Below are 25,186 nucleotides of genomic sequence, written 5' to 3' on the forward strand. Positions count from 1 at the left end.
AGACATGACTATAGGAAAAAAGGACTTATTATTATATGCGGTGACAGATCAGACCTGGACAGGGAAGCTGTCTTTGTATGAACAGGTGCAGCAGGCCATTGAAGGGGGCATCACCTGTCTTCAGTTAAGAGAGAAGAATATGTCTGAGGATAAGTTCCTTCAGGAAGCAAAAGAGATTGGTGCATTATGTAAGGAGAAGCAGATTCCTTTTATTGTGAATGATGATGTGGAGGTGGCTGTAAAAACAGGTGCAGACGGAGTTCATATCGGCCAGTCCGATATGGATGGAGCAAAGGCCAGAGCACTTCTTGGACCGGACAAGATCCTTGGAATCTCGGCCCGGACTGTAGAACAGGCTCAGAAAGCACAGGCAGATGGAGCGGATTACCTGGGGGTTGGAGCTGTATTTCATACTTCTACCAAGAAGGATGCCCATGCAGTGGACTTTCAAACCCTGAAGCAGATCTGTCAGTCTGTTTCCATTCCGGTGGTAGCGATCGGTGGAATCAGCAAAGAGAATCTTCTGCAGCTAAAGGGAAGCGGTGTATGCGGAGTGGCGCTGGTGTCTGCCGTATTTGCTGCCGAAGATATCAGAAAGGAATGCAGGGAACTGCACAGGCTTTCCAGTGAGATGGTAGAAGGATGATCCGGGGAGCGATTTTTGATATGGACGGTACCTTGCTGGATTCTATGGGGTACTGGAGGCACCTTGCAGAACAATATCTTGCAGAAAAGGGTATCCAGGCCGAAGAGGGGCTGGATGATACCCTTCTTCGCATGACTGTGCGCCAGGGAGCCATTTACATAAAAGAAACCTATCAGATCCAGGAGAGCCCGGAGGCGATCATGGAGGGGATAGGAAAGCTGATGTCTGAGAATTACAGTTTACGGGTTCAGCCGAAAAAAGGAGTGGTTCCGTTTTTGAAAATGCTGCATCACAATCATATACAGATGTGTGTGGCGACGGCTACAGATGAGTATCTTGCAAAAGAAGCCTTGAAGCGAACCGGGATCTGGAAATATTTTAAAGGGATCTATACCTGTGCCGGTGTAGGTTATGATAAATCTACACCTCATATTTATGAAGCTGCACTTACATATCTTGACCTTGCTAAGGAAGAGGTACTGGTGTTTGAAGATGCCATTCATGCAGCCAGGACAGCCAGGGATGCAGGCTTTAAGGTAGTGGGAGTGTATGATGCCTGGGAGCCGGAAACAGTTAAGCTTCAGGCAATGGTTTACCGATATACAAAGGATTTTTCTGAAATGGAGGCATTAATACAATGAAAAAAGTACTGACCATTGCAGGCTCTGACTGCAGCGGCGGGGCAGGGATCCAGGCTGACCTGAAAACCATTACTGCCCATAAATTATATGGGATGAGTGTGATCACAGCACTGACAGCCCAGAATACAACCGGAGTAAAAAGCATTATGGAGGCAGAGCCAGAGTTTGTGGCAGATCAGCTGGATGCAGTTTTTACAGATATTTATCCAGATAGCGTGAAGATCGGTATGGTATTAAGCAGCCGGATCATCCGTGTGATCGCTGACAAGCTTTTGAAATATGGTGCAAAGAATATTGTAGTGGATCCGGTGATGGTTTCCACCAGCGGACACCGTCTGATGTGTGAGGAAGCCATGGATGCGGTGACGGATATACTTCTTCCTATGGGAGATGTGATCACACCCAATATTCCTGAGACCCAGGTGCTCTACGGATTTGAGATACATACAGAAGAAGATATGATCAAAGCTGCCGGAAAACTGGCAGAAAAATATAAAGGCGCTATCCTGATTAAAGGAGGTCATCTGGTAAACGATGCTACAGATCTGTTGTACCAGGATGGAAAGCTTCAATGGTTCCGTGGAAAGAGAGTGGCAAATCCTAATACTCATGGCACAGGCTGTACCCTTTCTTCAGCTATTGCCTGCAATCTGGCTCTTGGGTTTTCAGTGGAAGACAGTGTGGCAAATGCGAAAGCCTATCTTACAGGTGCGTTAGAGGCTATGCTGGATCTGGGAGCAGGCAGCGGACCTTTAAACCATGTATATGCCCTGTAAATATAAAGTGATACCATGGGTAAAAGAGATCTTAGCCTCTGGCATCATAACATGAAGGAGGACTGGAAAGAAAAATGGAGAAACATATGTTTATAGAGATTCCTCCAAAAGTTGACAGAATATTAAAAACGTTGGAAAAGGCAGGGTTTGAGGCATATGCAGTAGGTGGCTGTGTCAGGGATCGGGTTCTTTCGGACACCCCGGATGACTGGGACATTACCACTTCTGCCAAGCCGGAGCAGGTAAAAAGCCTTTTTCACAGAACCATAGATACAGGCCTGCAGCATGGTACAGTTACGGTACTTCTTGACAAAGAAGGGTTTGAAGTGACCACTTATCGTGTAGACGGAGTATACGAGGACGGCAGGCACCCTAAGGATGTAACCTTTACGGCAAGCCTGGAAGAAGATCTGAAGCGAAGAGATTTTACGATTAATGCAATGGCATACAATCCGAAGCAAGGGCTGGTGGATCCTTTTGGAGGTCTTGGTGATTTGGAAAAAAAGGTGATCCGGTGTGTAGGAGATCCTAAGGAGCGCTTTATAGAGGATGCTCTCAGGATTCTGCGGGCAGTGCGTTTTTCTGCAAAACTGGGATTTTCCATTGACCCTGCAACGGAAAATGCCCTTTCTTTGCTTGCCCCTAATCTGGAAAAGGTAAGTGCAGAGCGGATCCAGGTGGAACTTGTAAAGCTGCTGATATCTGATCATCCGGACTATCTTCGTACAGCCTGGCGGGCAGGGGTTACAAAGATATTTCTTCCTGAATTTGATACATGTATGGAAACTCAGCAGAATACGCCTTATCATATGTATTCCGTTGGGGAGCACATCCTGCACAGCTTGGTAAATATCCGGCCTGACCGTGTGCTGCGGCTCACTATGTTGCTTCATGATATTGGAAAGCCTGTATGTCGGACAACCGATGAGAATGGCAGAGATCATTTTAAGGGACACGGTCCTGTGGGTGAGAAGCTGGCTGGTGAGATCTTGCGGAGGCTGAAATTTGACAATGATACCATCCGGAAGGTATGCCGTCTGATCCGGTGGCATGATCTGCGGCCGAAGGCTGAAGAAACTCAGGTGCGACGTGCAGTGAACAGTATTGGTGAGGATTTGTTTCCTTTATATCTGGAGGTGCAGCGAGCGGATATGCTGGCACAAAGTCTGTACAGGCGAGAGCAGAAGGAAGAAAGACTGGATGCTGTGGAGCAGATCTATCACAGGATCTGTGAACGGGGTGACTGCGTTTCCCTGAAGGGTCTGGACATCAGCGGCAGGGATCTGATCCAGGCAGGATTAAAAGCAGGACCATCTATAGGAAGGATCCTGGAGAGTCTTTTAGACCAGGTGCTGGAAGATCCCGGGAAAAATAACAGGGAGTATCTTCTTGCCCAGGCAGAACAGTTGGCTGTTCAGAACAGTGAAGCTTAATAGGAATTACAAAGGACATAAATAATATATTCCCCTCATAAGTATAGAAAGTATCGTGGGAAAGCAAGTATGATGAGGGGGATAACAGATTGTATGATTATGGAATCGGCACTTTGGAAAAGTATGGTCTTACAGCTGAAGGAACCAGCAGGACCCGTGGAGCTGTTCTTTGCAGAACACAGAAGGGGCTATTTCTTCTAAGGGAATACTGGGGATCGGAAAAAAAACTGGCCATGCAGCAACGGCTTTTAAAAAAGCTGTCAGAGGCAGGATACAGTGTGGATCTTTACCTGGAAAACCAGGAAGGGCAGCTGATAACAAAGAATAAAGACGACATTCCATTTACCTTACAATACTGGTATGAGGGCAGAGAATGTGATACAAAGTCCAAAGCAGATATTTTGGAGAGTGTACGTATCCTGGCAGTATTACATACTCATATGTGTCTTCCGGCAGAGGGGATTTATCAGGAAAAATCTCTTAAGGATGAGTATTTACGTCATAACCAGGAGCTGCGTAAAATCCGGAAGTTTATTCGGAAGAATGGGGCAGGCAGTGCTTTTGAAAAGGAATATCTGGCTAATGTCCAGTGGTTTCTGGAAAGAGCAGAGGTAGCGCTTGGAAAGCTGCAGGACTCCGATTACGAAACACTCCGGCAGCAGACAAAGGAAGCAGGCTGGATCTGTCATGGGGAATATAATCAGCATAATGTGTTAATACTGAAAAAGGGAACAGCAGTGACCAATTTTGGTCATTTCAGGTTTGATGTCCAGGTGGCAGATTTGTACCGTTTTATGAGGAAAATATTGGAAAAATATAACTGGGATCCACAGCTTGGCAAGGACATGCTGAAAGAATACGATGCTGTACGGCGGATTTCGCCTGCAGAAAGGGAGAATCTGAAGATCCGTTTTCTTTATCCGGAGAAGTACTGGAAGCTGGCAAATTACTATTTCTCCCACAATAAAGCATGGATTTCGGAGAAAAATGTGGAAAAACAACGGAAGATCATTGAGCAGAAAGAGATTTGGGCAGACTTCACCAAAAAGGCTTTTTAGGAAGCATTAAAAACAGCCCGCTAAAAGGCGAAAATTCTTGACAATGCCCAGTAAAAGGTATATATATAGAGGATAGAGCGCTGTCGCCATCGGCAGTTGCCACGAACTAGAAAGAGATCATTTAGAGGAGGAAACACCATGAATAAAACAGAATTAGTAGCAGCTATGGCGAAAGAGACAAATTTATCAAAGAAAGACGTTGAGGCTGTTCTGAAATCTTTTGTTGACGTTGTGTCTGGCGAGCTGAAAAAAGGAGAGAAAGTTCAGTTAGTGGGCTTTGGTACTTTTGAAGTAAGCGAGAGAGCTGCTAGAGAGGGAAGAAATCCTCAGACTGGTGAGACAATGAAGATTGAGGCCTCCAAGGCTCCTAAGTTTAAAGCTGGAAAAGCCCTGAAGGATATGATCAACGAGTAAAGAATATGCGTCTTGATAAATTTTTGAAGGTTTCCCGTCTGATCAAGCGTCGCACTGTGGCTAATGAAGCCTGTGATGCAGGGCGTGTAATGGTGAATGACAAGCCTGCCAAAGCATCCGCACAGGTGAAAGCGGGAGATATTATAGAGATCCAGTTCGGCAGTCGTAATGTGAAGGTAGAAGTGCTGGACGTAAAAGAAACCGTTAAAAAAGAAGATGTGGAGAATCTGTACAGATATCTTTAACAGACATTTATATCGCACCCGACCGGGAAGAACCGGCCGGGTCTATTTTTTTCTGAAAAAGCATACACTGACATAAAGGATACTTTCAGGAGGGCATTTTTGGAAGGAAAAAACGAAAACATGCCTCACAAACTGACCTTTGAAAACAGAACCTCCGGAACTATAACAGGAGTCAGGGATGTGACGTCTTTTGACGAAAAGGAGATCATTCTTCTTACAACCCAGGGAAAGCTGAAATTAAAAGGGGAACAGATGCATGTGAAAAGGCTGGATCTGAAACAGGGAGAAGTGGAAGTGGAAGGAAAGCTGGAGGAAGTGGTATACCAGTCAGGAAACAGTCTGAAAAAAGAAGAACCGTTATTAAAAAGGATGTTTCGCTGATCTGTGGAAAGCTATATCCATTATGAATTCCTCCTTCTGATCCAGTCAGTGTATACCGGGGCTGCCCTTCTTTTGTGCTACAGCTGTCTATTGATCCTTCGCAGACTGCTTCCTCATTCCAGGCTGGGGGTAATGGCAGAAGACCTGATCTACTGGCTTTTTGCAGGATGCTTCCTGTCTGTCAGACTGTATGATAAAAACCAGGGAATACTTAGGCTTTTTCTGGCTGCAGGGCTTCTTTTGGGGGCTTTTGCTGCAAAAAAGCTGATAGAACCTGTTTTTATAAGCCTTACTGTAAAGATTTTGGAATATCCGTTGAAAATTGTAAAAATCCTGATAAAGAGGTTGCTATTTTGGGCTGAAAGATGTAAAATTTCAGTATGCGAGTTTGCAAGCAGGTGGGGAAAGTGCCCCTTTCGGAAGAACTTTCACACCCATGCGAATAAGAACGCAAAAAGGAGTTGGCAGTTTGGCAGGGTCAGGCAAAAAGAAACGAAAAAAGAAAACAGGATATAACCGTCTCGGAATGCTGACCATTGCAGTGACTGTTCTGATGCTTTTGGGGATTCTCATGATGCAGAGCCGGGATATCAGCGATAAGATTGCTGTCTATGATGCAAGGGCTGCAGCACTTGAGCAGGATCTGGAAGAGCAGAAGAGCCGTACTGAGGAGATCGATAAGTACAAGGCATATATGAAGACTGATGAGTATGCCGAGCAGGTTGCCAGAGAGCGGCTTGGTCTGGTAAAGGACAATGAGATCATTTTTGAAGAAGAAAAATAGTATTTCAGCAAGATAACAGTATTTTATCGGGAACATTTTAAAGAGAGACCATAACTGTGAAGTTACATAATAGTTATGAAAGATCGCAAAAAAGATCGCAAAAGAGGAAATCCTGACGAAAACTTTTTACAGGCATATGCCTGTGTTTGACAGATATTTCCCTGTTCATCCCTTATAATATCAGACTGTGAACAGTGCGGATGACCCGCACAGGCAGGAGCGTTGTTGTAAGGGGAGGGGAGAATATGCAGGAATGGATGATTGCCATGCTCGCACTCAGCATTATGCTGATTGTCCGGGACATGGCAAAAACTATCTTGTCAGGGAAAGGGAGGCGTATGGAGGAAGCATTTCCCCTGTACGAAAGCCATCCTCAGAAAGAAAAAGTAGAGAAATATGCAGAATCCTTTCAGAAGCTGGCAGACACCTTTTACGGGATGCCATACAGGAAGGATTATTTAAGCTCTGGGCAGGTAGAGCAGATTCTGAAGGACACAGGAGAGAATGTGTGTACCAGATGTTATCAGCAGGAGCTTTGCTGGAGGGAGAACCAGCAGCAGATGTGTACCTGGGCCGGGGAACTGATCCGTGCTGTGGAAGAAGGAGATCCTCAGAAGCTTCAGTCTGCAAAGACTCAGTGGATGAGTGTGTGCGGACGTTTTACCCAGTATTATGACCGGCTTTTGGAGAATTTTCAGCGAGAGAAGCAGCGCTTGATCTGGGACAACCAGATGATCGAAGGGCGGCTGGCAGTTGCACAGCAGCTTGCTGAGATTTCAAGGCTTATGGAGATGGTAGCCAGAGATTTATATGATATCAGCCAGCCGGATCCTGATTTTCTTGAGAGTCTGACACGCAGCCTTAAGAAAAGACACATTGTTCTGAAAACAGCCTGGGTAATGGACAAAGCAGAAGGCAGAAGGCAAATCTTTCTCACTATGCGTGCAAGGAGCGGACAATGCATCTCCGTATCAGAGGTTTCCCAGATCCTCTCCGGAGAGTATGGCACGCCTATGACAGCAGCAGGTGATGGAAGGCGGGTGTTGAACGGAGAATTTCATACAGTCCGCTTTACGGAGGATGTAAGCTATCAGATGCTTTATGGGGTGGCACGGCTGACCAAAGAACAGGAAAAGGTTTCCGGGGATAATTATGCATGCCGGCAGGAGGAAGAGGGCAGATTTGTGATGTGTCTTTCTGATGGCATGGGCTCCGGGGCAGAGGCCTGCAGGGAAAGCGAGATCGTAGTGGAACTATTGGAACAGTTCCTGGAATCCGGCTTTTCCCAGGAGACAGCAGCTAGGATGGTGAATACAGCTCTTGTTCTGAAGGGGCAGGAAGGTATGTTTTCTACAGTGGATATTTGTGCGGTGGATCTTTATACAGGGATCTGTGATTTCCTGAAAGCAGGAGCAGCAGCTACCTTTATCAAACGGGATCACTGGGTAGAGGCTATTTCTTCTGAGAGTCTGGCAGCAGGTCTGATGCAGCAGCCGGATTTTGAAACATCTTCACGAAAGCTATATCATGGGGATTATGTGATCATGATGACAGACGGGGTTCTGGATGCGCTTCCTGTGGAGCGGGAAGAGGAGACTATGAAGGAGATTATCATGGATGTGCATGAGGAGGCACCTAAGGATATCAGCAGAGGAATCCTAGAGCGTGTGTTGGGATACAGTGATTATTGTGCAAAAGATGATATGACAGTCCTGGTAGCAGGAATGTGGAGAAAATAAATTATGTACTACAGAAAAGTAAAGGCTTACATAGAAGAATTTGAGATGATCCGTGAAGGGGATCAGGTGATCGCAGGAGTTTCCGGAGGAGGGGATTCCATGGCTATGTTGTCCTGTTTGAGGCAGTACCGGGAAGAGATGGACTTTTCCCTGAAAGTGGTACATGTGCATCACGGGATCCGGGGAGAGGAGGCAGACAGGGATGCTGCTCTTGTAAAGCAGGTGTGCAGTGACTGGCAGATTCCCTGCCAGATCCTCCGCTATGATGTACCGGATCTTGCGAAAGGATGGAAAGTGGGTACGGAAGAGGCCGGACGAAGGGTGCGGCAGGAGGCTTTTACACTGGCTTCAAAGGGATGTACCGCCAGAGTCAGGATCGCACTGGCGCACAATCAGGACGATCTTGCAGAGACTGTTGTTCACAATCTGTGCAGAGGTACAGGAATCAGGGGACTATCGGCTATGCGTCCGGTATCGGATCCGATTATCCGACCTGTACTGTGTCTTAAGAAGCAGCAGATTCTGGAATATCTTAAGGGGGCTGGGATTCTTTATGGGCAGGACAGTACCAACTTGTCTGAAGAATATACAAGGAACCGGATCCGTCACAGGATCCTTCCTCTTTTACAGGAGCAGATCAATCCGAAGGCTTCTGCCCATATGGCAGAAACAGCACAGATTCTGGCTGCAGCAGGAGATTATCTGTTTGCACAGGGAGAATGTTTGCTGAAACAGTATGCCAGCTTCAAAGAAGGGGCATATTATCTGCAGGAAGACTTTTTTCGACAGGAAAGTGCATTGGTTCCCTATGGGCTTTTAACTGCTTTTTACCAGGTGAGCGGCAGACAACAGGATTTTACATCTTTACATGTGAAGGATATACAGAAGCTGGTCAGCAGACAGGTAGGCCGTCAGGTACAGCTTCCCTATGGCATGCGGGCAGTACGTACTTATCAAGGGATTTCTCTTTTACCTGGCTCACAGCATGAGGATGGGAAACAGACGGAAGAACAGCTGGAAGAATATAGGAAGGGTTGGGGTATCCCCATACCCGGCAGTGTAAAGTGTCCGCTGGGAGTGGTTTCTGCCAGAGTTTTTTCTTATGAAGGTCAGAAGATTGAAGAAAATAAGTATACGAAATGGCTGGATTATGATACAATATATAGTAGTCTGTCTGTGCGCACCAGGAGTCCGGGGGATTACCTGGTGATCGATCAGAAAGGAAACAGGAAAAAACTGAACCGCTGTTTTATTGACGATAAGATACCTAGGGAGAAACGGGAACAGCTTCCCCTGATCGCAGCCGGTGAGGAAATCCTGTGGATCATAGGCGGAAGGATCAGTGAAAAACATAAGATTACCCAGACTACTGTCAGGGTAATAGAATTACAATACCAAGGAGGAACCATCCATGAGTGAGAAGATCAGAGTATTAATTAATGAAGAAAAGGTTGATGCACGTATCCGTGAGATTGCAGCCAAGATCAGCAAGGAGTATGAAGGCAGGGAGATCCATATGATCTGCGTGCTGAAAGGCGGAGTATTCTTTATGTGTGAGCTGGCAAAGCGGATCACTGTGCCTGTAACTCTTGATTTTATGTCTGTATCCAGCTATGGGGATGACACCAAATCCAGTGGTGTGGTAAAGATCGTCAAGGATCTGGATCAGCCCCTGGAAGGCAAGGACGTACTGGTTGTAGAGGATATTATCGATTCAGGCAGGACTTTAAGCTATTTGATGAAGGTGTTAAAGGCAAGAAAGCCTAACAGTATCCATTTATGTACACTTCTGGACAAGCCGGACAGGAGGGTGGTACAGGATGTTCAGGTTGACCATTGCTGCTTTGAGATTCCCGATGAATTTGTAGTGGGTTATGGACTGGATTATGCCCAGAGATACAGAAACCTTCCGTATATCGGAGTGGTAGAATTTGAATAAGACAGAAGTGACCATGAAAGGAGAACTAGTTAAGTGAACAAGCAATCAAGCAGAATCGGCCTGTATCTGGTATTGATTGTCGCATTGATTGCCGGGTATTTCTATCTGAACAATCAGGTGGCAACCCAGAGCAATTATACGATGGGCCAGCTGGAAAAAGCATTGAAGAACGGTGAGGTTGCAGATGCAAAGATTCACCAGAACAGCGAGGTTCCCACAGGCTATATCACAGCAGATATTACAGATGTGGGACAGAAGCGGGTATATGTGACAGACGTAAATGAGGCGGATACGCTTTTGAGAGGATATGGACTGGATCCTGTGATGGAGGATGTACAAAGGACCAGTGTTTTCTTATCCAGTATACTTCCTGTTTTTCTGACATGCGGGATAGTGCTCCTTTTTATGGTGATGATGAACCGGCAGGTGTCCGGCGGAGGCGGAGGCAATGCCAGGATGATGGATTTCGGCAAAAGCCGTGCCAGGATGATGACACCGGATGACAGGAAGATCACCTTTTCCAATGTGGCAGGTCTTCAGGAAGAAAAAGAAGATCTGGTGGAAGTGGTGGATTTCCTGAAAGCACCTCAGAAGTATACAAAAGTAGGAGCCAGGATCCCTAAAGGTGTTCTTCTTGTAGGACCTCCAGGTACAGGTAAGACCCTTTTGGCAAAAGCAGTGGCAGGAGAGGCAGGAGTACCCTTCTTCTCTATTTCAGGCTCTGATTTTGTGGAGATGTTTGTAGGTGTAGGTGCTTCCCGTGTAAGAGATCTTTTTGCAGAGGGCAAGCGTCATGCACCATGTATTATCTTTATTGATGAGATCGATGCTGTGGCAAGGCAGAGAGGCACTGGTATGGGTGGCGGCCACGATGAGCGTGAGCAGACTCTGAACCAGCTTCTTGTGGAAATGGACGGCTTTGGTGTGAATGAAGGCATCATTGTGATGGCAGCTACCAACCGGGTAGATATTCTGGATCCCGCTATCTTGCGTCCTGGCCGTTTTGACCGTAAAGTGGCTGTAGGCAGGCCGGATGTGAAAGGCAGGGAAGAGATTCTCCTGGTGCATGCAAAGGAGAAGCCTCTTGGAGAAGACGTAAATCTGAAGCAGATCGCACAGACTACTGCAGGTTTTACAGGGGCAGATCTGGAGAATCTTCTGAATGAGGCTGCCATTGCAGCTGCCAAGGCAGGCAGAGTATTTATCCGTCAACAGGATATTAAGGATTCCTTTATTAAAGTAGGCATTGGCGCAGAAAAGAGAAGCAAGGTGATTTCTGACAAAGAGAAAAAGATCACAGCTTATCACGAAGCAGGTCATGCGATCCTGTTTCACGTACTTCCAGATATGGAGCCGGTTTACACCATATCCATCATACCTACCGGTATGGGGGCTGCCGGTTATACCATGCCTTTGCCGGAGAATGATGAGATGTTTAATACCAGAGGAAAGATGCTTCAGGATATCACCACCCTGTTGGGAGGGCGTGTGGCTGAGGAGATCATCTTTGGAGATATTACTACTGGCGCTTCCAATGATATTAAGAGAGCTACCAGTGAAGCAAGAGCAATGGTGACCAAATATGGCATGTCAGAGAAGCTGGGGCTGATAGCCTATGGGGATGATGAGGACGAAGTCTTCATTGGAAGGGATCTTGCACATACAAGAGGATACAGTGAAGAAAAGGCAAAAGAGATCGATGAGGAGATTCAGAGGATCATCCGTCAGTGCCATGACCAGGCAAGGGAGATTATTTCCCAGCATATCCAGGTGCTTCACAGCTGTGCAGAACTGCTTCTTCAGAAGGAAAAAGTCCACAGAGATGAATTTGAGTCACTTTTTACAATGGAAAAAAACGGGGATAAAAAAACTAATATACAGAATGCATAAAAAACAAACTCCATTTTTGTGAAGTTTGTGCAGACTTTTCTGGGGAACCGTGGTACTATAATAACCGTAAAAACCCCCCAATACATTATATAGTTTTTGCTACACCCCATAAGAAGAAATACCTTCTCCAAAAAAGACAGCTTATCCCGCTGTCTTTTTTACTTTGTACCGGACATCTTGGAAAACTGCAAAGAGCAGACACTTGACCCGGTAACTACAACGGAAAAGAGGTTGAGTAATGAAAAGGGAAAAAGCGGATGTAATGAAAAATATGCAATATGTATTAAATATGCGGCCTGTCTTGAATAAGGATGCGCTGTTCAGCGATGGGTCTGAGTATTACAGATGTCCGTCAGAACCAATGCCGGGTGACATTGTAAAGATACGGTTTCGTACCCAGAGAAATAATGTGGATGCAGTGTATCTGGTTTATGGTGATGTGAGGCAGGAGATGGAGATATGGTCTTCCTTCAATGGCTTTGATTATTATGAAACACAGATCAAGATGGGAGAAGATATATTCAGATATCATTTTGAAGTTGTATATGGATGGGTTACATGTTATTACACCTATCAAGGAGTATCGGTCAACTCGGAAGAACGGACAGAGTTTGAAATATACCCAGGTTATCATACGCCTGCATGGGCCAAAGGTGCAGTGATGTATCAGATCTTTGTTGATCGGTTTTATAATGGGGATCCATCCAATGACGTGGCAACCGGAGAATACTCTTATATTGGGGATGTAAGCGTGCACGTAGATGACTGGGGAAAGGTTCCGGCAGTAATGGGCGTCCGGGAATTTTATGGTGGTGATCTTCAAGGTATCTTGGATAAGCTGGATTATCTTCAGGATCTTGGGGTGGAAGTTCTGTATCTGAATCCTGTATTTGTTTCCCCAAGCAACCATAAGTATGATATTCAGGATTATGATTATATTGATCCTCATTATGGAAAGATTGTAGAGGACACAGACGAGGGAATCCTACAGAACGGGGATAGGGACAATTCACATGCGTGGAAATATATCCGCCGTGTAACAGACAAAAGAAATCTGGAAGCCAGCAACCAATTGTTTGCACAGCTAACAGAGGAGATTCATAAGCGTGGCATGAAGATCATCCTGGACGGAGTATTTAATCACTGCGGTTCCTTTAATAAATGGATGGACAGAGAGCGGATCTATGAGAATCAGGAAGGCTATCCTATGGGAGCTTATATTTCGGCTGACAGTCCTTACCGCAATTTCTTCAGTTTTTATGATCAGAACCGCTGGCCTTACAATCCTTCTTATGATGGATGGTGGGCACATGATACACTTCCCAAGCTGAATTATGAAGGCTCCAGGGAATTATACGATTATGTACTTGAGATCGGCAAAAAATGGGTTTCACCTCCTTACAATGTAGATGGCTGGCGTCTGGATGTGGCTGCCGACCTGGGACACAGCAATGAGTTTAACCATCAGTTCTGGAAGGATTTTCGCAAGGCAGTAAAAGAAGCTAATCCTGAAGCAATCATCCTGGCAGAGCATTATGGCAATCCTGAAAGCTGGCTTATGGGTGACGAGTGGGATACAGTTATGAATTATGACGCATTTATGGAGCCTTTAACCTGGTTCCTGACAGGTATGGAAAAGCACAGTGATGAGTACAGGCAGGATCTGTATGGCAACAGTGATGCATTTATTGGTGCAATGAAGAATCATATGCGTTCCCTTCATATGTCTGCTTTTTACACTGCTATGAATGAGCTTTCCAATCATGATCATTCCAGGTTCCTTACAAGGACCAACCACAGAGTGGGCAGGATCTCATATGCAGGAGCAGAAGCTGCATCTTCAGGGATCAATCCTGCAATTATGAGAGAAGCAGTGGCCGTTCAGATGACATGGCCTGGAGCGCCTACCGTATATTATGGCGATGAGGCAGGAGTCTGTGGCTTTACAGATCCGGATAACCGTCGTACTTATCCATGGGGAAGGGAAGATCAAAGCTTGATTGATTTCCACAAGGTGATGATCCGGATCCATAAAGAATACGGATTCCTTCGGGAAGGCTCCCTGAAGTTCCTCTGGAATGATTATCAAGGCTTGTGCTATGGCCGTTTCTCCAATGATGAACAGATGATCGTGATTCTGAATAACCGGGATTATGACCGGGATGTGGAGATCGAGGTATGGCAGACAGGTATCAGCCGTCTGGAGGAAGCAACCCTTAAAAGAATCCTTCTGACCTACAGGGATGGGTTTACAACAGAGGAATACAGCTATATTGCCAATGCAGGTGTGATACATGTGCCAATGCCGGCTTTTGGAGCGATGATCCTGTATCATAAATGTGATGATACTGTGTCAGAGAAATAAACGGCGAGACAGCGATACAGTGCAATTATAATATTTTTTGTAAAAATATAGACGAAAGCTGTAAAATCTGCTAAAATACATCTTAGACGGGTGCAAAGACTGTACCCAGAAAGATAGGAGGAATTTATCATGTTAGTAAGTGCTACAGAGATGCTTCAGAAAGCAAAGGCCGGCCATTATGCAGTCGGACAGTTCAATATCAACAATCTTGAGTGGACAAAGGCCATTCTTCTTACCGCGCAGGAGCTGAATTCCCCGGTTATCCTGGGAGTTTCCGAGGGTGCTGGTAAATATATGACAGGATTTAAGACCGTTGTGGGAATGGTGAACGGTATGATGGAGGAACTTAATATCACAGTTCCGGTTGCCCTTCATCTTGACCATGGTACTTATGACGGATGCTTGAAATGTGTAGAGGCAGGATTTTCATCCATTATGTTCGACGGATCTCATTATCCAATCGAGGAGAACGTAGAAAAGACAAAAGAGCTTGTTAAGATTACAAGAGAGCATGGCATGTCCCTTGAGGCAGAGGTTGGCTCTATCGGTGGCGAGGAAGACGGCGTTATTGGTATGGGTGAGTGTGCAGATCCTAACGAGTGCAAGATGGTTGCAGATCTTGGCATTGATTTCCTGGCTGCAGGTATCGGTAACATCCATGGTAAATATCCTGCAAACTGGAAGGGCTTAAGCTTTGAGACTCTGGATGCTATCCAGAAGCTTACAGGCGACATGCCGTTAGTACTTCATGGTGGTACAGGTATTCCTACAGATATGATCAAGAAAGCTATCGATCTTGGTGTTTCTAAGATCAATGTAAATACAGAGTGTCAGCTTTCATTTGCAGCAGCTACACGTAAGTATATTGAGGAAGGCAAAGATCTGCAGGGTAAAGGATTTGACCCAAGAAAGCTTCTTGCTCCTGGATATGAAGCAATTAAAGCAACAGTTAAAGAAAAAATGGAAATCTTCGGTTCCGTTGGAAAAGCCTGAGAATCCATGTAATATACAAGGGGATGCTGCAATGCAGTGTCCCCTTCTATATTGCAATACGAGGAGAGAAAATTATTATGAATAAGAAAAATCTGAAAATGGGACCAGTAGGACCTGAATACATGGAACAGTACAATGCACTGCTTCGCTATGTATTTCAGGTTACAGACCAGGAACTGAATTCTGTAGGATGGAAAGAAAAGGAGATCATCAGGGCAAAATTCCCTACCATGAAACGAGCTGATGTGATTGGCTGGTTTGATGATGGCACATTGGTTTCTCAGGTGGCCGTTTACCCGATGAAGGTTCAGATTTTTGGAAAGACCTATTCCATGGGCGGACTGACAGGAGTGGGCACTTATCCGGAATACACAAATATGGGGCTGATGCACAGGCTTCTGGAGCAGGCTCTGGAAAATATGCGGAAAAAGAAACAGTATATCTGCTATCTTTATCCTTATTCCATTCCCTATTACAGACGAAAAGGCTGGGAGCTGATCTCAGACAAGATTTCTTATGAGATTAAGGATTACCAGCTGCCTAAGAAGAAATGGGTATCAGGTGATGTACGCAGAGTTGACACTGACAGCAAAGAACTGAAGGATACATATGACCGATATGCAGCTCATACCCATGGAGCTATTATCCGTGATTCCCTTGCCTGGAATGAATACTGGCTGTGGGATCGGGATGATATTATGGCAGCTATCTATTACAATGCACAGGATGAGCCGGATGGTTATGTGATCTATTGGATTGAGAATGAGGTTTTTCATATCAAAGATATGATTTTTAACAATGAAGAAGCCAGAACCGGCCTATGGAATTTTGTATCGGCTCATTTTTCTATGATCAATCAGGTAGAAGGAGATACCTACACAGATGAACCGTTGGCGTTTCTTCTGGAGGATGCGGAGATCAAAGAAGTGATTTCCCCATATTATATGGGAAGAATCGTGGATTTTGCAGCTTTTGTGGCAGAATATCCTTTTAAACCGGACATTACTGAAAGAGAATGGCGCTTTACTTTGACGGATCCTGTAATGGAGTGTAATCAGGGGGCTTTCCTGCTAAAAATCTCCAGAGAAGGTAAAGGATGGGCAGAGCGGATCAGTCAGCCCTGCCAGGATCAGATCAGTATCCAGACAATGACCACCATGCTGATGGGATATAAGCGCCCGGATTATCTGGCCAGGATTGGGCGGCTAAAGGCTGGTGAGCATATTATTGACATGCTGGAAGATGCCATTGAACAGCAGACTCCTTATATATCCGATTATTTTTGATATATTTTCCTGTATGTATTTGACAAAAATTACATAAACATGTAAAAAAAAACATACGTTGTTTATAAAAAATGAAAAAAGAACATATTTCTTGAAATTTTAATATAGTGCATTTTGGTTGAAAGCTATAAAATATAATCAACGTGAACGGGGGTGGTTGAACATCCCGGATTCAGCGTATAAGACGCAGCGGATCTGTTAAGGATCCGACCAAAAATGATTCTCATGAAAAGGAGAGACAAAAAATGAAGATGAGAAAATCAATGGCAATGGGACTTGCAGCAGTTATGGCAGCATCCATGATTCCGGCTGTACCGGCAATGGCAGACGATGCTACAGGAAAGGTATATTATCTGAACTTTAAACCAGAAGCTGATGAAGCTTGGCAGAACCTTGCAAAAGCTTACACAGAGGAGACTGGTGTAGATGTACAGGTTGTTACAGCAGCTTCCGGACAGTATGAGACAACTCTTCAGTCTGAGATGGCTAAGAGCGATGCTCCTACTCTGTTCCAGGTAAACGGACCGGTTGGACTGAAAAGTTGGAAAGATTACTGCTATGATCTGAAAGATTCCGATATCTATTCACAGCTTACTTCCGATACTTACACTGTTAAAGACGGTGACGCTGTTGATGGTATTGCATATGTTATCGAGACTTATGGCCTGATCGTAAACAAAACTCTTCTTGAGAAAGCTGGATACACACTGGACGACATCAAGAGTTTTGATGATCTGAAGAAAGTTGCTGATGATATCCAGGCAAGAAAAGATGAGCTTGGTATCAAAGGTGCATTCACATGTGCAGGTATGGACGGATCCTCCGACTGGAGATTCAAGACACATCTTGCAAACCTTCCACTCTACTATGAGTACAAAGATAAAGGCGTAGATGATGCAGACACAATCGAAGGTACATATCTTGACAACTACAAGAATGTATTTGATCTGTACATCACAGATTCTACATGTGACGGTGCTGATCTTTCCGCTAAGACAGCTGATGATTCCCGTAATGAGTTCATCAATAGCGAAGCAGTATTCTATCAGAATGGTACATGGGAGTATGCAGAGCTGTCTAAAACATTCAGCGATGACGAGCTGGCTATGATCCCGATCTACTTTGGTGTAGATGATGAGAACGAAGGACTTGCAACAGGTACAGAGAACTACTGGTGTGTAAACAAAGAAGCATCTGAAGAAGATATTCAGGCAACACTGGATTTCATGAACTGGTGTGTAACTTCTGAGACAGGTACAAAGGCTATGAATGAGGATATGGGCTTCACAATTCCTTTCAAAACAGCTGAGGAATCTACAAACGTATTTGTTAAACAGGATCAGGAATACACAGAAGCTGGTCTGACACCTGTATCATGGAACTTTACAACAATGCCTTCTGAAGAGTGGAAGAACGGTGTTGGTACAGCTCTTACTTCTTATGCAGCTGGTGGTTCCTGGGATGATGTTGTATCTGCATTCGTTGACGGATGGGCAACAGAGAAAGCTCTGACTGAGTAATTTGTGTAAAGTATATCCAAAACCTTTCAAGGATTTGGATGTTGGTGTAAAGAGAAGGGGGAGGCAGTAAGTATGGCCTCCCCTTTCCACATGAAAGACGTAGTCTTACGAAAAGAGGGCCTGGAGTGCAGAAACTGCAGGCACACAGGAATTAAATGAAGTAGGAGGAGCAGAGATGGTAGGAAAATCTCTTAAAAAGTGGTGGCCTGTCTTTGTGTTACCAACACTTGCAGCGTTTATCATTGGTTTTTTATGGCCTTTCATCTGGGGTATTTATCTTTCATTTTGTAAATTTACTACAGTTAAAGATGTGACTTTCGTTGGCCTTGCCAACTATCAGAAGATTTTAATCGGCGGAGACTTCAGTCATGCATTCTGGCTGACGGTTGTTTTTGCATTTGTTTCAAGTATTCTTATTAATGTACTTGCTTTTTCCGTTGCACTTGCACTGACAAAAGGTTACAAAGGAACTAATGTGTTCCGTACAGTATTCTTTATGCCGAACCTGATTGGTGGTATTGTGCTTGGTTATATTTGGCAGACTTTGATCAATGGTCTTCTGTCCATGTGGGGACAGCCGCTGCTGAAGTTATCTGCCAGAAACGGATTTATTGGAATGATCATACTGCTTTTATGGCAGCAGATCGGATATATGATGATCATTTATGTTGCTGGTCTTAACAACGTATCTCCGGATCTTATCGAAGCAGCCAAGATTGATGGAGCTACTTCCAGACAGATCCTGTTTAAGATCAAGATCCCGATGATCATGCCGTCTATAACTATTTGTACATTCCTTACCCTTACTAATGGATTCAAGATGTTCGACCAGAACTTGTCCCTGACAGGTGGTGATCCGGGCAAGCAGTCCCAGTTGCTGGCATTGAACATTTACGATACATTCTATGGGCGAAGCGGCCCACAGTGGAAAGGCATCGGCCAGGCCAAAGCAGTTGTATTCTTTGTACTTGTAATTGTTATTGCTTTGGTACAGCTTCGCGCAACATCATCTAAGGAGGTGCAGGCATAATGGCAGAGAATAAAGTTATTGCAGATAAACCAAAGAAAAAAAGTATTGTGCCTACGATTATCCTTTCCATTATCTCTGTGGCCTGGATCTATCCGATCGTAATGATCCTGCTCAATTCTCTGAAGATTGAATCAGCAATCACTACATCCGGGGTATTTAAGTTCCCTACAGAAGAGACCTGGAATGGCATTAAGAACTTTGTTGCCAGTGTTACACAGATGGATTTCCTTGCATCTTTCTGGTACAGCCTTGTAATCTCAGTGATGTCTGTAGCACTGATCCTGCTGTGCTGCTCCATGTGTGCATGGTACATTGTCCGTGTAAACGGTGCACTTTCTAAGATTTTGTATTACCTTTGTGTATTCAGTATGGTTGTACCTTTCCAGATGGTTATGTTCACCCTGGCAAAGACAGCAGATACACTTCGTCTGAATAATCCGTATTTCATCTGCATCATCTACCTTGGATTTGGTGCTGGTTTGGCAGTATTTATGTTTACCGGTTTCGTAAAAGGAAGTCCTCTGGAGATTGAGGAAGCAGCTATGATTGACGGCTGCAGCCCACTGCAGGTTTTCTTCAAGATCCTGGTTCCGATCCTGAAACCGACCATTATTTCCACTGCAATCCTGGAAATGATGTGGGTATGGAATGATTATCTTCTGCCTACACTGGTGCTGGATATTAAGAAGTACCGTACCATCCCTATGGCAATCCAGTATTTCCGTGGAAGCTACGGACATGTACAGATGGGACCGATGATGGCAAGTATTATGATCGACATTATTCCTATCATTGTAATGTATCTGGTTTGCCAGAAATATATCATTGAAGGTGTAGTTGCAGGAGCAGTAAAAGGCTGATTTATTAGCAGCCCGTTCTATAGAATTATAAAACTGGTATTATTCAATCAAATTTAATCTTTTCAAGATGTTCATTGAATGATAAAATAGAGATAGTTCCATGCATTTATGCGGGGAACTATCTTTATTTGACTAACCGAAAGTTTTTGTAACTGTAAAGATACTGAACAGTTACAGGATTTTATGATCATAGACGGGGTGCTTGAATGTACAGGATTTTAATTGTAGATGATGAAAGGATTGAGCGAGAAGGTATCAAATACCTGATCGGGAGAGAAAAGGGAGACTATGAAATCTGCGAGGCGTCCAATGGGAAGCAGGCATTGGATGTGCTGCACAGCAAGAAGGTGGATCTTTTGATGACAGATATCCGTATGCCTCATATGGATGGTCTGGAGTTAAGCCGTAAGGCAAGAGAGGAATATAGTGATCTTCAGATCGTGATCTTCAGCGGATACAGTGATTTTTCTTTTGCACAGGAAGCCATCCAATATGGAGTGCTGGATTATGTACTAAAGCCTGTGGATCCGGAAAGGTTTCACCAGGTGCTTGCCAAAGCCCAGGAGAAGATAGTTCACAGGCATCAGCAGAATGCACAGAAGCAAAAAGAAAAGAATTATCTTCAGCAGTATTTTCTTCTAAGCTATCTGTATTCCGGAAAGGCAGAGGTTCTGGAGCAAGCAGGAGAAATTATAGATCTGAATAATTGGGAGCAGTGGCATTGCGGGATTCTTGCGGAAACGGATCAGGATTATTTTGACACTGCAGATGATTTTGCAGCAGAAGGATTGCAAAATGAGGTAGGAAGAAAGTACTTTTATCTGAATCTGAATGCCAGGCAGTCATTGTTTTTGTTCAGAGACAAATATTGTGAGTACCGCCTGGTTGCGGAGCAGATTTATCAGATTTTAAAGCAAAGAACCTCTCTTCATTTCCATCTGGCAGTGAGCCGTAAGTTTGATGGCTGTCGAAAACTTCCAGAAGTATTGGAACAGCTGGAACAGCTAATGGAAGAGAAGTTCTATCATCCGGATGTTCATATTTTTACTTTTGACGAAGATGAAGAGAAAATGTGCAATGCACAACGCCAGGATTCTCAGCTGATGCAGAAAATCTCAGAAGATGTCAGTCGTAAAGATATTGAGGCCTTATGGAGGCATTTTGGATGCCTTACTGAGAAATACCAGAAAAATACTCAATTTTCAGCCATGTATGTGAAGTTTGTGTTTTCCAATGTGATCCAGGAACTGTTTCAGGAGAATCAGTTTTCCGAAGAAAGACGGCTGGAACAGGAGGTGGACCGCCTGTACCGATGCAATAATATAGGACAGATCCTTAAGATCACCAAGGAGAATATTCAGGAATATGAGAAATTTCTGAAAAATTCCATGGAAGGCTCCAGAGATGAGGTTGGTGCTGTTAAGAATTATATCCATCAGCATTATGCAGAGGATCTTAGTCTGGAAACATTGGCTGAGAAAGTATATCTTTCCTCTGGATATCTTAGCTTTATTTTCAAAAAAGAAACAGGTATGAATCTGAATCGGTATATCCGTGTGGTGCGAATGGAAAAGGCAAAGGAGCTTTTGTGTACCACCAACATGAAGGTGGCACAGGTCAGTGAAAAAACCGGATTTACCAATGTATCTTATTTTTGCAGAAGCTTCCGTGAATATTATGGAAGCAGTCCGGAATCTTACAGGAAAGGAACCGGAGAGGATGAAGAGATTTCAGACAGGGTTGATAAGAAAATTTAAAAATATGAAATATCGTCATAAGCTGACGATCCTTCTGGTAGTAGCCAGTCTGGTTCCTATGGTGATCCTGGCATGGTACAGTCATATACGGATCAGCAGTATGAGCCGGAGAAATGCAGTGGAGGATATGAATTCTATGCTGGAGCAGACCCGGGAGGGGATTGACAGCCAGATCGAAGTATACTCCAGTCTTCTGAATTACCTGACCTACTCACCGGATATTGAAGAGATCATCAATGAAAAGGATATTGATAATTATATTGCATACCAGAAATATACAGAGATCGCTGATCCGCTTCTTTCAGTTCCAAAGTCTTATCATGATGCCATTCTTCAGATCCAGTTATTTGCGGAGAGTATTAAGGTGCGCCATGAGTACACCTTGGTGCCTCTGGCACAGATTGATAAGGAGTGGTGGAACGACAGGCTTTCAGATGATATGAAGATCCAGTGGCTGGTAGAACGCTCACTGTCTCAAATCGCAGCTGTGCGTAAGATCTGCCGTGGAGCGAACGTAGAAGCAGTGCTTTGTGTGACCTTGGATTATGATAAGTTGTTTCAACCCTTTGAAAATATCATTAATGAGAAATGCGGCGGCATGATTCTGGACAGTGATGGAAATATTATTTATCGAAAAGAGAATTTTGAGGATGAAATTCTGGAGAAAGCAAAGAACAGTGCTCAGATTGTTGCTGCCCTTGACAAGAAATATGCTTCTGTAAACAGCCTTAGTGAGGAAAGCGGCTGGCATTTTTTCTTGTACAAGCCGCAGTCCGTGATAGACAGTACTGTATCTCAGATCCTGATCAGTGAGATTCCGCTGATCTGTATCTGTGCAGGATTGATCCTGGCACTGGGACTTTCTTTTTCAAGGCTCTTTACCCGGAAGATCGAAGAACTTACAGAGAATATGAACCAGGTAAGCCAGGGGGTGCGTGAGGTTACAGTATACAGCGACTCTGAAGACGAAGTAGGACTGTTGATCCGAGGCTTCCAGAGCATGATGGATGAGATCAACCGACTGTTTAAGGAGGTTTATGAAAGTAAGATCGCTTTGAAGGAGTTTGAGCTGAAAGCACTTACTGCACAGATCAATCCTCACTTCCTGTATAATTCCCTTTCTATTATCAACTGGATGGCGATCCGCAGTGACCAGACTGAGATCAGCAGGGTAACACTGGCTTTGTCCACCTTTTATCGTACCGCTCTTAGCAAAGGCAAAGATATGGTTACAGTTGAAAGCTGTATCCAGAATATTGAAGCATATCTGGAAATTCAGCTGGTTATGCACGACAATGATTTTAAAATAGAATGGAAGATCGATCCTGATGTAAAGGGGGAGATCGTTCCCAAGCTGCTGCTTCAGCCTGTAGTAGAGAATGCACTGGAGCATGGTCTAGATGTAAAGGAAGAAGGGGAAAAGATCCTGAAGCTTTCCTTTGTACAGGATGGAAATGATGTTCTTCTGATGGTAGAAGATAATGGAGCAGGTATGGATCAGGCAGAAGCGGAGACCCTGGTTACATATCAGGCTGTAGGATATGGTTTGAAAAATGTAAATGACCGTATCTGTCTCTTGTATGGAGAGGATCATAAGATCCGTATTTATAGTAAGAAAGGCGAAGGAACCCGGGTGGAAATGCGGATTCCGAAGGGAGTTTTACAAAGTGAGAATTAGTAAGAAAATCTGTGCTGCCATTGTTGCTTCGTGTGCAGTTTTGGCATTTTCAGGCTGTACCGGCAGTCCTGAAGTTAAAGAAGAGCCCAAAAAGTCGGCGGCAGACACAGAAGAAGAATGGAAAAAAGCTGCAACTACATCTTATGGGAAGTATCCGGAACTGGTTACGTATACGCTGGCTCAGATGAACGGTGCCAGTAATTCCAATCTGCCTTCAGGGGATACTTATGAGGACAATGAATATACCAGGTATCTGAAAAAAATGTTGAACATTCAGAACGAGAATGTATACATGGAGAGAGAGGATCGGTACAATGAAGGAATCAATGTACTGGTCCAGGATCGTAATATTCCGGATATCATGGTAGTAAATGATCGGGAAACACTGAATCTTCTGGTAGAAAATGATATGATCGAAGATCTTTCCAAAGTATACGAGTCCTGTGCCTCCGACAGAATCAAGGAAATGTATGACAGTTATGGTCCGGCACTTCTTGCATCCGGTACTTATGACGGAAAGCTGATGGCATTGCCTGAAACTGTGATCGATCATGGCCCTTGCTTCTTGTGGCTCAGAAGAGACTGGATCAATCAGCTAGGGCTTGAGGAGCCTGAAAATCTGGATGATGCATTTGATATTATTGAAGCTTTTGTAAAGAACAGGATGGGAACGGACGAAGGGGAAGAGCCTATTGGTCTGATCTGTGACAATGCTCTTGTAGGCTCCACCAGTGCCAATTATTCCATAGATCCTATTTTTGATTTGTTTGGAGCCCATCCCAGAAAGTGGCAGATTTGTAGTGATGGGGAGATTGTATATGGATCTCTTACTGCATCCACCAAGAAAGCCATTGCCTATATTCATGATCTGTATGAAAGAGGAATCATTGATAAGAATTTTGCATTAAGAGAGCAGAATAATCTGAGGGATCTGGTATTAGAAGGAAAATGCGGCGCTTTCTTTGGATTGTGGTGGACTCCTAATAATCCCTTAATGGATGAAGTGATGAACAATCCGGATTCTGACTGGGAACCATATTATCTGGTGCAGCGGGATAAGGATTATGGAACAGATTTTTATAATTCTTTCAGTGACAATAAGTATGTGGTGGTCAGAAAAGGATATGAGCATCCGGAGATCGTTATGAAGATCGTCAGCGTACTGTTTGATTATAGCAGATATGATGCAGATGATGCAGATGAAGTGAATGGATATTTTGCATTGAATGTAGATCCTACCGCAAGGCCTCTTGTGATCAATGTGGATTATTATGATGCCACTTATATGGCTACTAAGGATATCCGTAAAGCGATGAATCGTGAGATCTCAGAGGACAAGCTTTCCGCACTGGAGGAGTCTTATTACACGGCATGTACTAATTATCTTACCAACTACATGAAAGGGGAAGCAGTAAATGCAGAGGACTGGGCTGCATACAAATCCAGGATCTCAGCTATCGGCCTTTTGGTAGATCATGGATATGAGCCGCCTACGATCCAGTATCTTGCAGAGTCAGATGGAGAAGCACCCCAGATCCTGCAGAATCTGGAAAAAAATGCCTTTATCCAGATGGTTATGGGGAATAAGCCTATGGATTATTTTGAAACCTTTGTGGAAGAGTGGCTGGAGCAGGGAGGACGGGAATTGTCCCGGAAAATCCAGCAGCAAAACAACAAATAATCGGTGCTGGATCAATTTGGGTACAGTAAAATAATATTTGGCAAATTATGATAGATTTGCTAATGATTAT

At 44.3% G+C, this 25,186-nt stretch carries 23 protein-coding genes; all 23 read left to right on the plus strand.

The window, feature by feature from the left end:
* Positions 1–4 precede the first annotated feature (4 nt).
* Entirely contained in the window at positions 5–646 is a 642-nt protein-coding gene (gene thiE, locus AB5916_RS00930; RefSeq protein WP_158420110.1) for a thiamine phosphate synthase, read from the plus strand.
* 20 nt (positions 647–666) lie between these two features.
* Complete coding sequence (locus tag AB5916_RS00935; RefSeq protein WP_368188910.1) at positions 667–1,287, plus strand: HAD family hydrolase; 621 nt, start codon at positions 667–669, stop codon at positions 1,285–1,287.
* On the plus strand, positions 1,284–2,063 hold the full coding sequence (gene thiD, locus AB5916_RS00940) for a bifunctional hydroxymethylpyrimidine kinase/phosphomethylpyrimidine kinase (RefSeq protein WP_173728176.1): 780 nt from the start codon (positions 1,284–1,286) through the stop codon (positions 2,061–2,063). Before AB5916_RS00935 ends, thiD begins: the two co-directional genes overlap by 4 nt.
* 86 nt (positions 2,064–2,149) lie before the next feature.
* A complete protein-coding gene (locus AB5916_RS00945) occupies positions 2,150–3,496 on the plus strand; it encodes a CCA tRNA nucleotidyltransferase (protein WP_368189022.1) in 1,347 nt (448 codons plus the stop codon).
* Positions 3,497–3,585: 89 nt separating this feature from the next.
* Positions 3,586–4,554 carry a hypothetical protein gene (locus AB5916_RS00950; RefSeq protein ID WP_368188911.1) on the plus strand — a complete coding sequence of 323 codons (969 nt, stop codon included), beginning with the start codon at positions 3,586–3,588 and terminating at the stop codon, positions 4,552–4,554.
* Positions 4,555–4,692: 138 nt separating this feature from the next.
* Positions 4,693–4,968 (plus strand): HU family DNA-binding protein, encoded by a 276-nt coding sequence (locus AB5916_RS00955; protein ID WP_158420116.1) that lies wholly within the window; start codon positions 4,693–4,695, stop codon positions 4,966–4,968.
* A gap of 5 nt (positions 4,969–4,973) precedes the next feature.
* Positions 4,974–5,213 (plus strand): RNA-binding S4 domain-containing protein, encoded by a 240-nt coding sequence (locus tag AB5916_RS00960; RefSeq protein WP_158420118.1) that lies wholly within the window; start codon positions 4,974–4,976, stop codon positions 5,211–5,213.
* Positions 5,214–5,312: 99 nt separating this feature from the next.
* On the plus strand, positions 5,313–5,594 hold the full coding sequence (gene yabP / locus AB5916_RS00965; RefSeq protein ID WP_368188912.1) for a sporulation protein YabP: 282 nt from the start codon (positions 5,313–5,315) through the stop codon (positions 5,592–5,594).
* A 3-nt stretch (positions 5,595–5,597) separates the two neighbouring features.
* Complete coding sequence (yabQ, locus tag AB5916_RS00970; RefSeq protein WP_368188913.1) at positions 5,598–6,110, plus strand: spore cortex biosynthesis protein YabQ; 513 nt, start codon at positions 5,598–5,600, stop codon at positions 6,108–6,110.
* On the plus strand, positions 6,064–6,378 hold the full coding sequence (locus tag AB5916_RS00975; RefSeq protein ID WP_244092985.1) for a septum formation initiator family protein: 315 nt from the start codon (positions 6,064–6,066) through the stop codon (positions 6,376–6,378). The genes yabQ and AB5916_RS00975 overlap by 47 nt, the downstream gene beginning before the upstream one ends.
* Before the next feature lie 245 nt (positions 6,379–6,623).
* Positions 6,624–8,117 (plus strand): SpoIIE family protein phosphatase, encoded by a 1,494-nt coding sequence (locus AB5916_RS00980; protein WP_158420122.1) that lies wholly within the window; start codon positions 6,624–6,626, stop codon positions 8,115–8,117.
* A gap of 3 nt (positions 8,118–8,120) precedes the next feature.
* Positions 8,121–9,536, plus strand: a complete 1,416-nt coding sequence (gene tilS / locus AB5916_RS00985; protein ID WP_368188914.1) for a tRNA lysidine(34) synthetase TilS — start codon at positions 8,121–8,123, stop codon at positions 9,534–9,536.
* On the plus strand, positions 9,529–10,056 hold the full coding sequence (gene hpt / locus AB5916_RS00990) for a hypoxanthine phosphoribosyltransferase (RefSeq protein ID WP_173728185.1): 528 nt from the start codon (positions 9,529–9,531) through the stop codon (positions 10,054–10,056). The genes tilS and hpt overlap by 8 nt, the downstream gene beginning before the upstream one ends.
* 33 nt (positions 10,057–10,089) lie before the next feature.
* On the plus strand, positions 10,090–11,946 hold the full coding sequence (gene ftsH, locus AB5916_RS00995) for an ATP-dependent zinc metalloprotease FtsH (RefSeq protein WP_158420128.1): 1,857 nt from the start codon (positions 10,090–10,092) through the stop codon (positions 11,944–11,946).
* A gap of 238 nt (positions 11,947–12,184) precedes the next feature.
* Positions 12,185–14,311 (plus strand): glycoside hydrolase family 13 protein, encoded by a 2,127-nt coding sequence (locus AB5916_RS01000; RefSeq protein ID WP_368188915.1) that lies wholly within the window; start codon positions 12,185–12,187, stop codon positions 14,309–14,311.
* Positions 14,312–14,440: 129 nt separating this feature from the next.
* On the plus strand, positions 14,441–15,304 hold the full coding sequence (gene fba, locus AB5916_RS01005; RefSeq protein WP_158420132.1) for a class II fructose-1,6-bisphosphate aldolase: 864 nt from the start codon (positions 14,441–14,443) through the stop codon (positions 15,302–15,304).
* 77 nt (positions 15,305–15,381) lie between these two features.
* Positions 15,382–16,590 carry an enhanced intracellular survival protein Eis gene (locus AB5916_RS01010; RefSeq protein WP_173728191.1) on the plus strand — a complete coding sequence of 403 codons (1,209 nt, stop codon included), beginning with the start codon at positions 15,382–15,384 and terminating at the stop codon, positions 16,588–16,590.
* Between the two features lie 245 nt (positions 16,591–16,835).
* Positions 16,836–18,110 carry an ABC transporter substrate-binding protein gene (locus AB5916_RS01015; protein ID WP_294530639.1) on the plus strand — a complete coding sequence of 425 codons (1,275 nt, stop codon included), beginning with the start codon at positions 16,836–16,838 and terminating at the stop codon, positions 18,108–18,110.
* Positions 18,111–18,285: 175 nt separating this feature from the next.
* Positions 18,286–19,140 carry a carbohydrate ABC transporter permease gene (locus tag AB5916_RS01020; protein WP_368188916.1) on the plus strand — a complete coding sequence of 285 codons (855 nt, stop codon included), beginning with the start codon at positions 18,286–18,288 and terminating at the stop codon, positions 19,138–19,140.
* The gene (locus tag AB5916_RS01025; protein WP_368188917.1) at positions 19,140–20,000 is read left to right on the plus strand and encodes a carbohydrate ABC transporter permease; all 861 of its coding nucleotides are present in this window, start codon (positions 19,140–19,142) and stop codon (positions 19,998–20,000) included. Before AB5916_RS01020 ends, AB5916_RS01025 begins: the two co-directional genes overlap by 1 nt.
* 206 nt (positions 20,001–20,206) lie before the next feature.
* On the plus strand, positions 20,207–21,757 hold the full coding sequence (locus AB5916_RS01030; RefSeq protein ID WP_173728195.1) for a response regulator: 1,551 nt from the start codon (positions 20,207–20,209) through the stop codon (positions 21,755–21,757).
* Positions 21,758–21,761: 4 nt separating this feature from the next.
* Positions 21,762–23,435, plus strand: coding sequence for a histidine kinase (locus tag AB5916_RS01035; protein ID WP_244092990.1), 1,674 nt, complete (start codon positions 21,762–21,764; stop codon positions 23,433–23,435).
* Positions 23,425–25,116 (plus strand): sugar ABC transporter substrate-binding protein, encoded by a 1,692-nt coding sequence (locus tag AB5916_RS01040; protein ID WP_368188918.1) that lies wholly within the window; start codon positions 23,425–23,427, stop codon positions 25,114–25,116. The genes AB5916_RS01035 and AB5916_RS01040 overlap by 11 nt, the downstream gene beginning before the upstream one ends.
* Positions 25,117–25,186 lie beyond the last annotated feature (70 nt).

It is taken from the genome of Blautia sp. 1033sp1_1033st1_G9_1033SCRN_220408 (assembly GCF_040929965.1).
Classification (GTDB): domain Bacteria; phylum Bacillota; class Clostridia; order Lachnospirales; family Lachnospiraceae; genus Blautia_A; species Blautia_A ammoniilytica.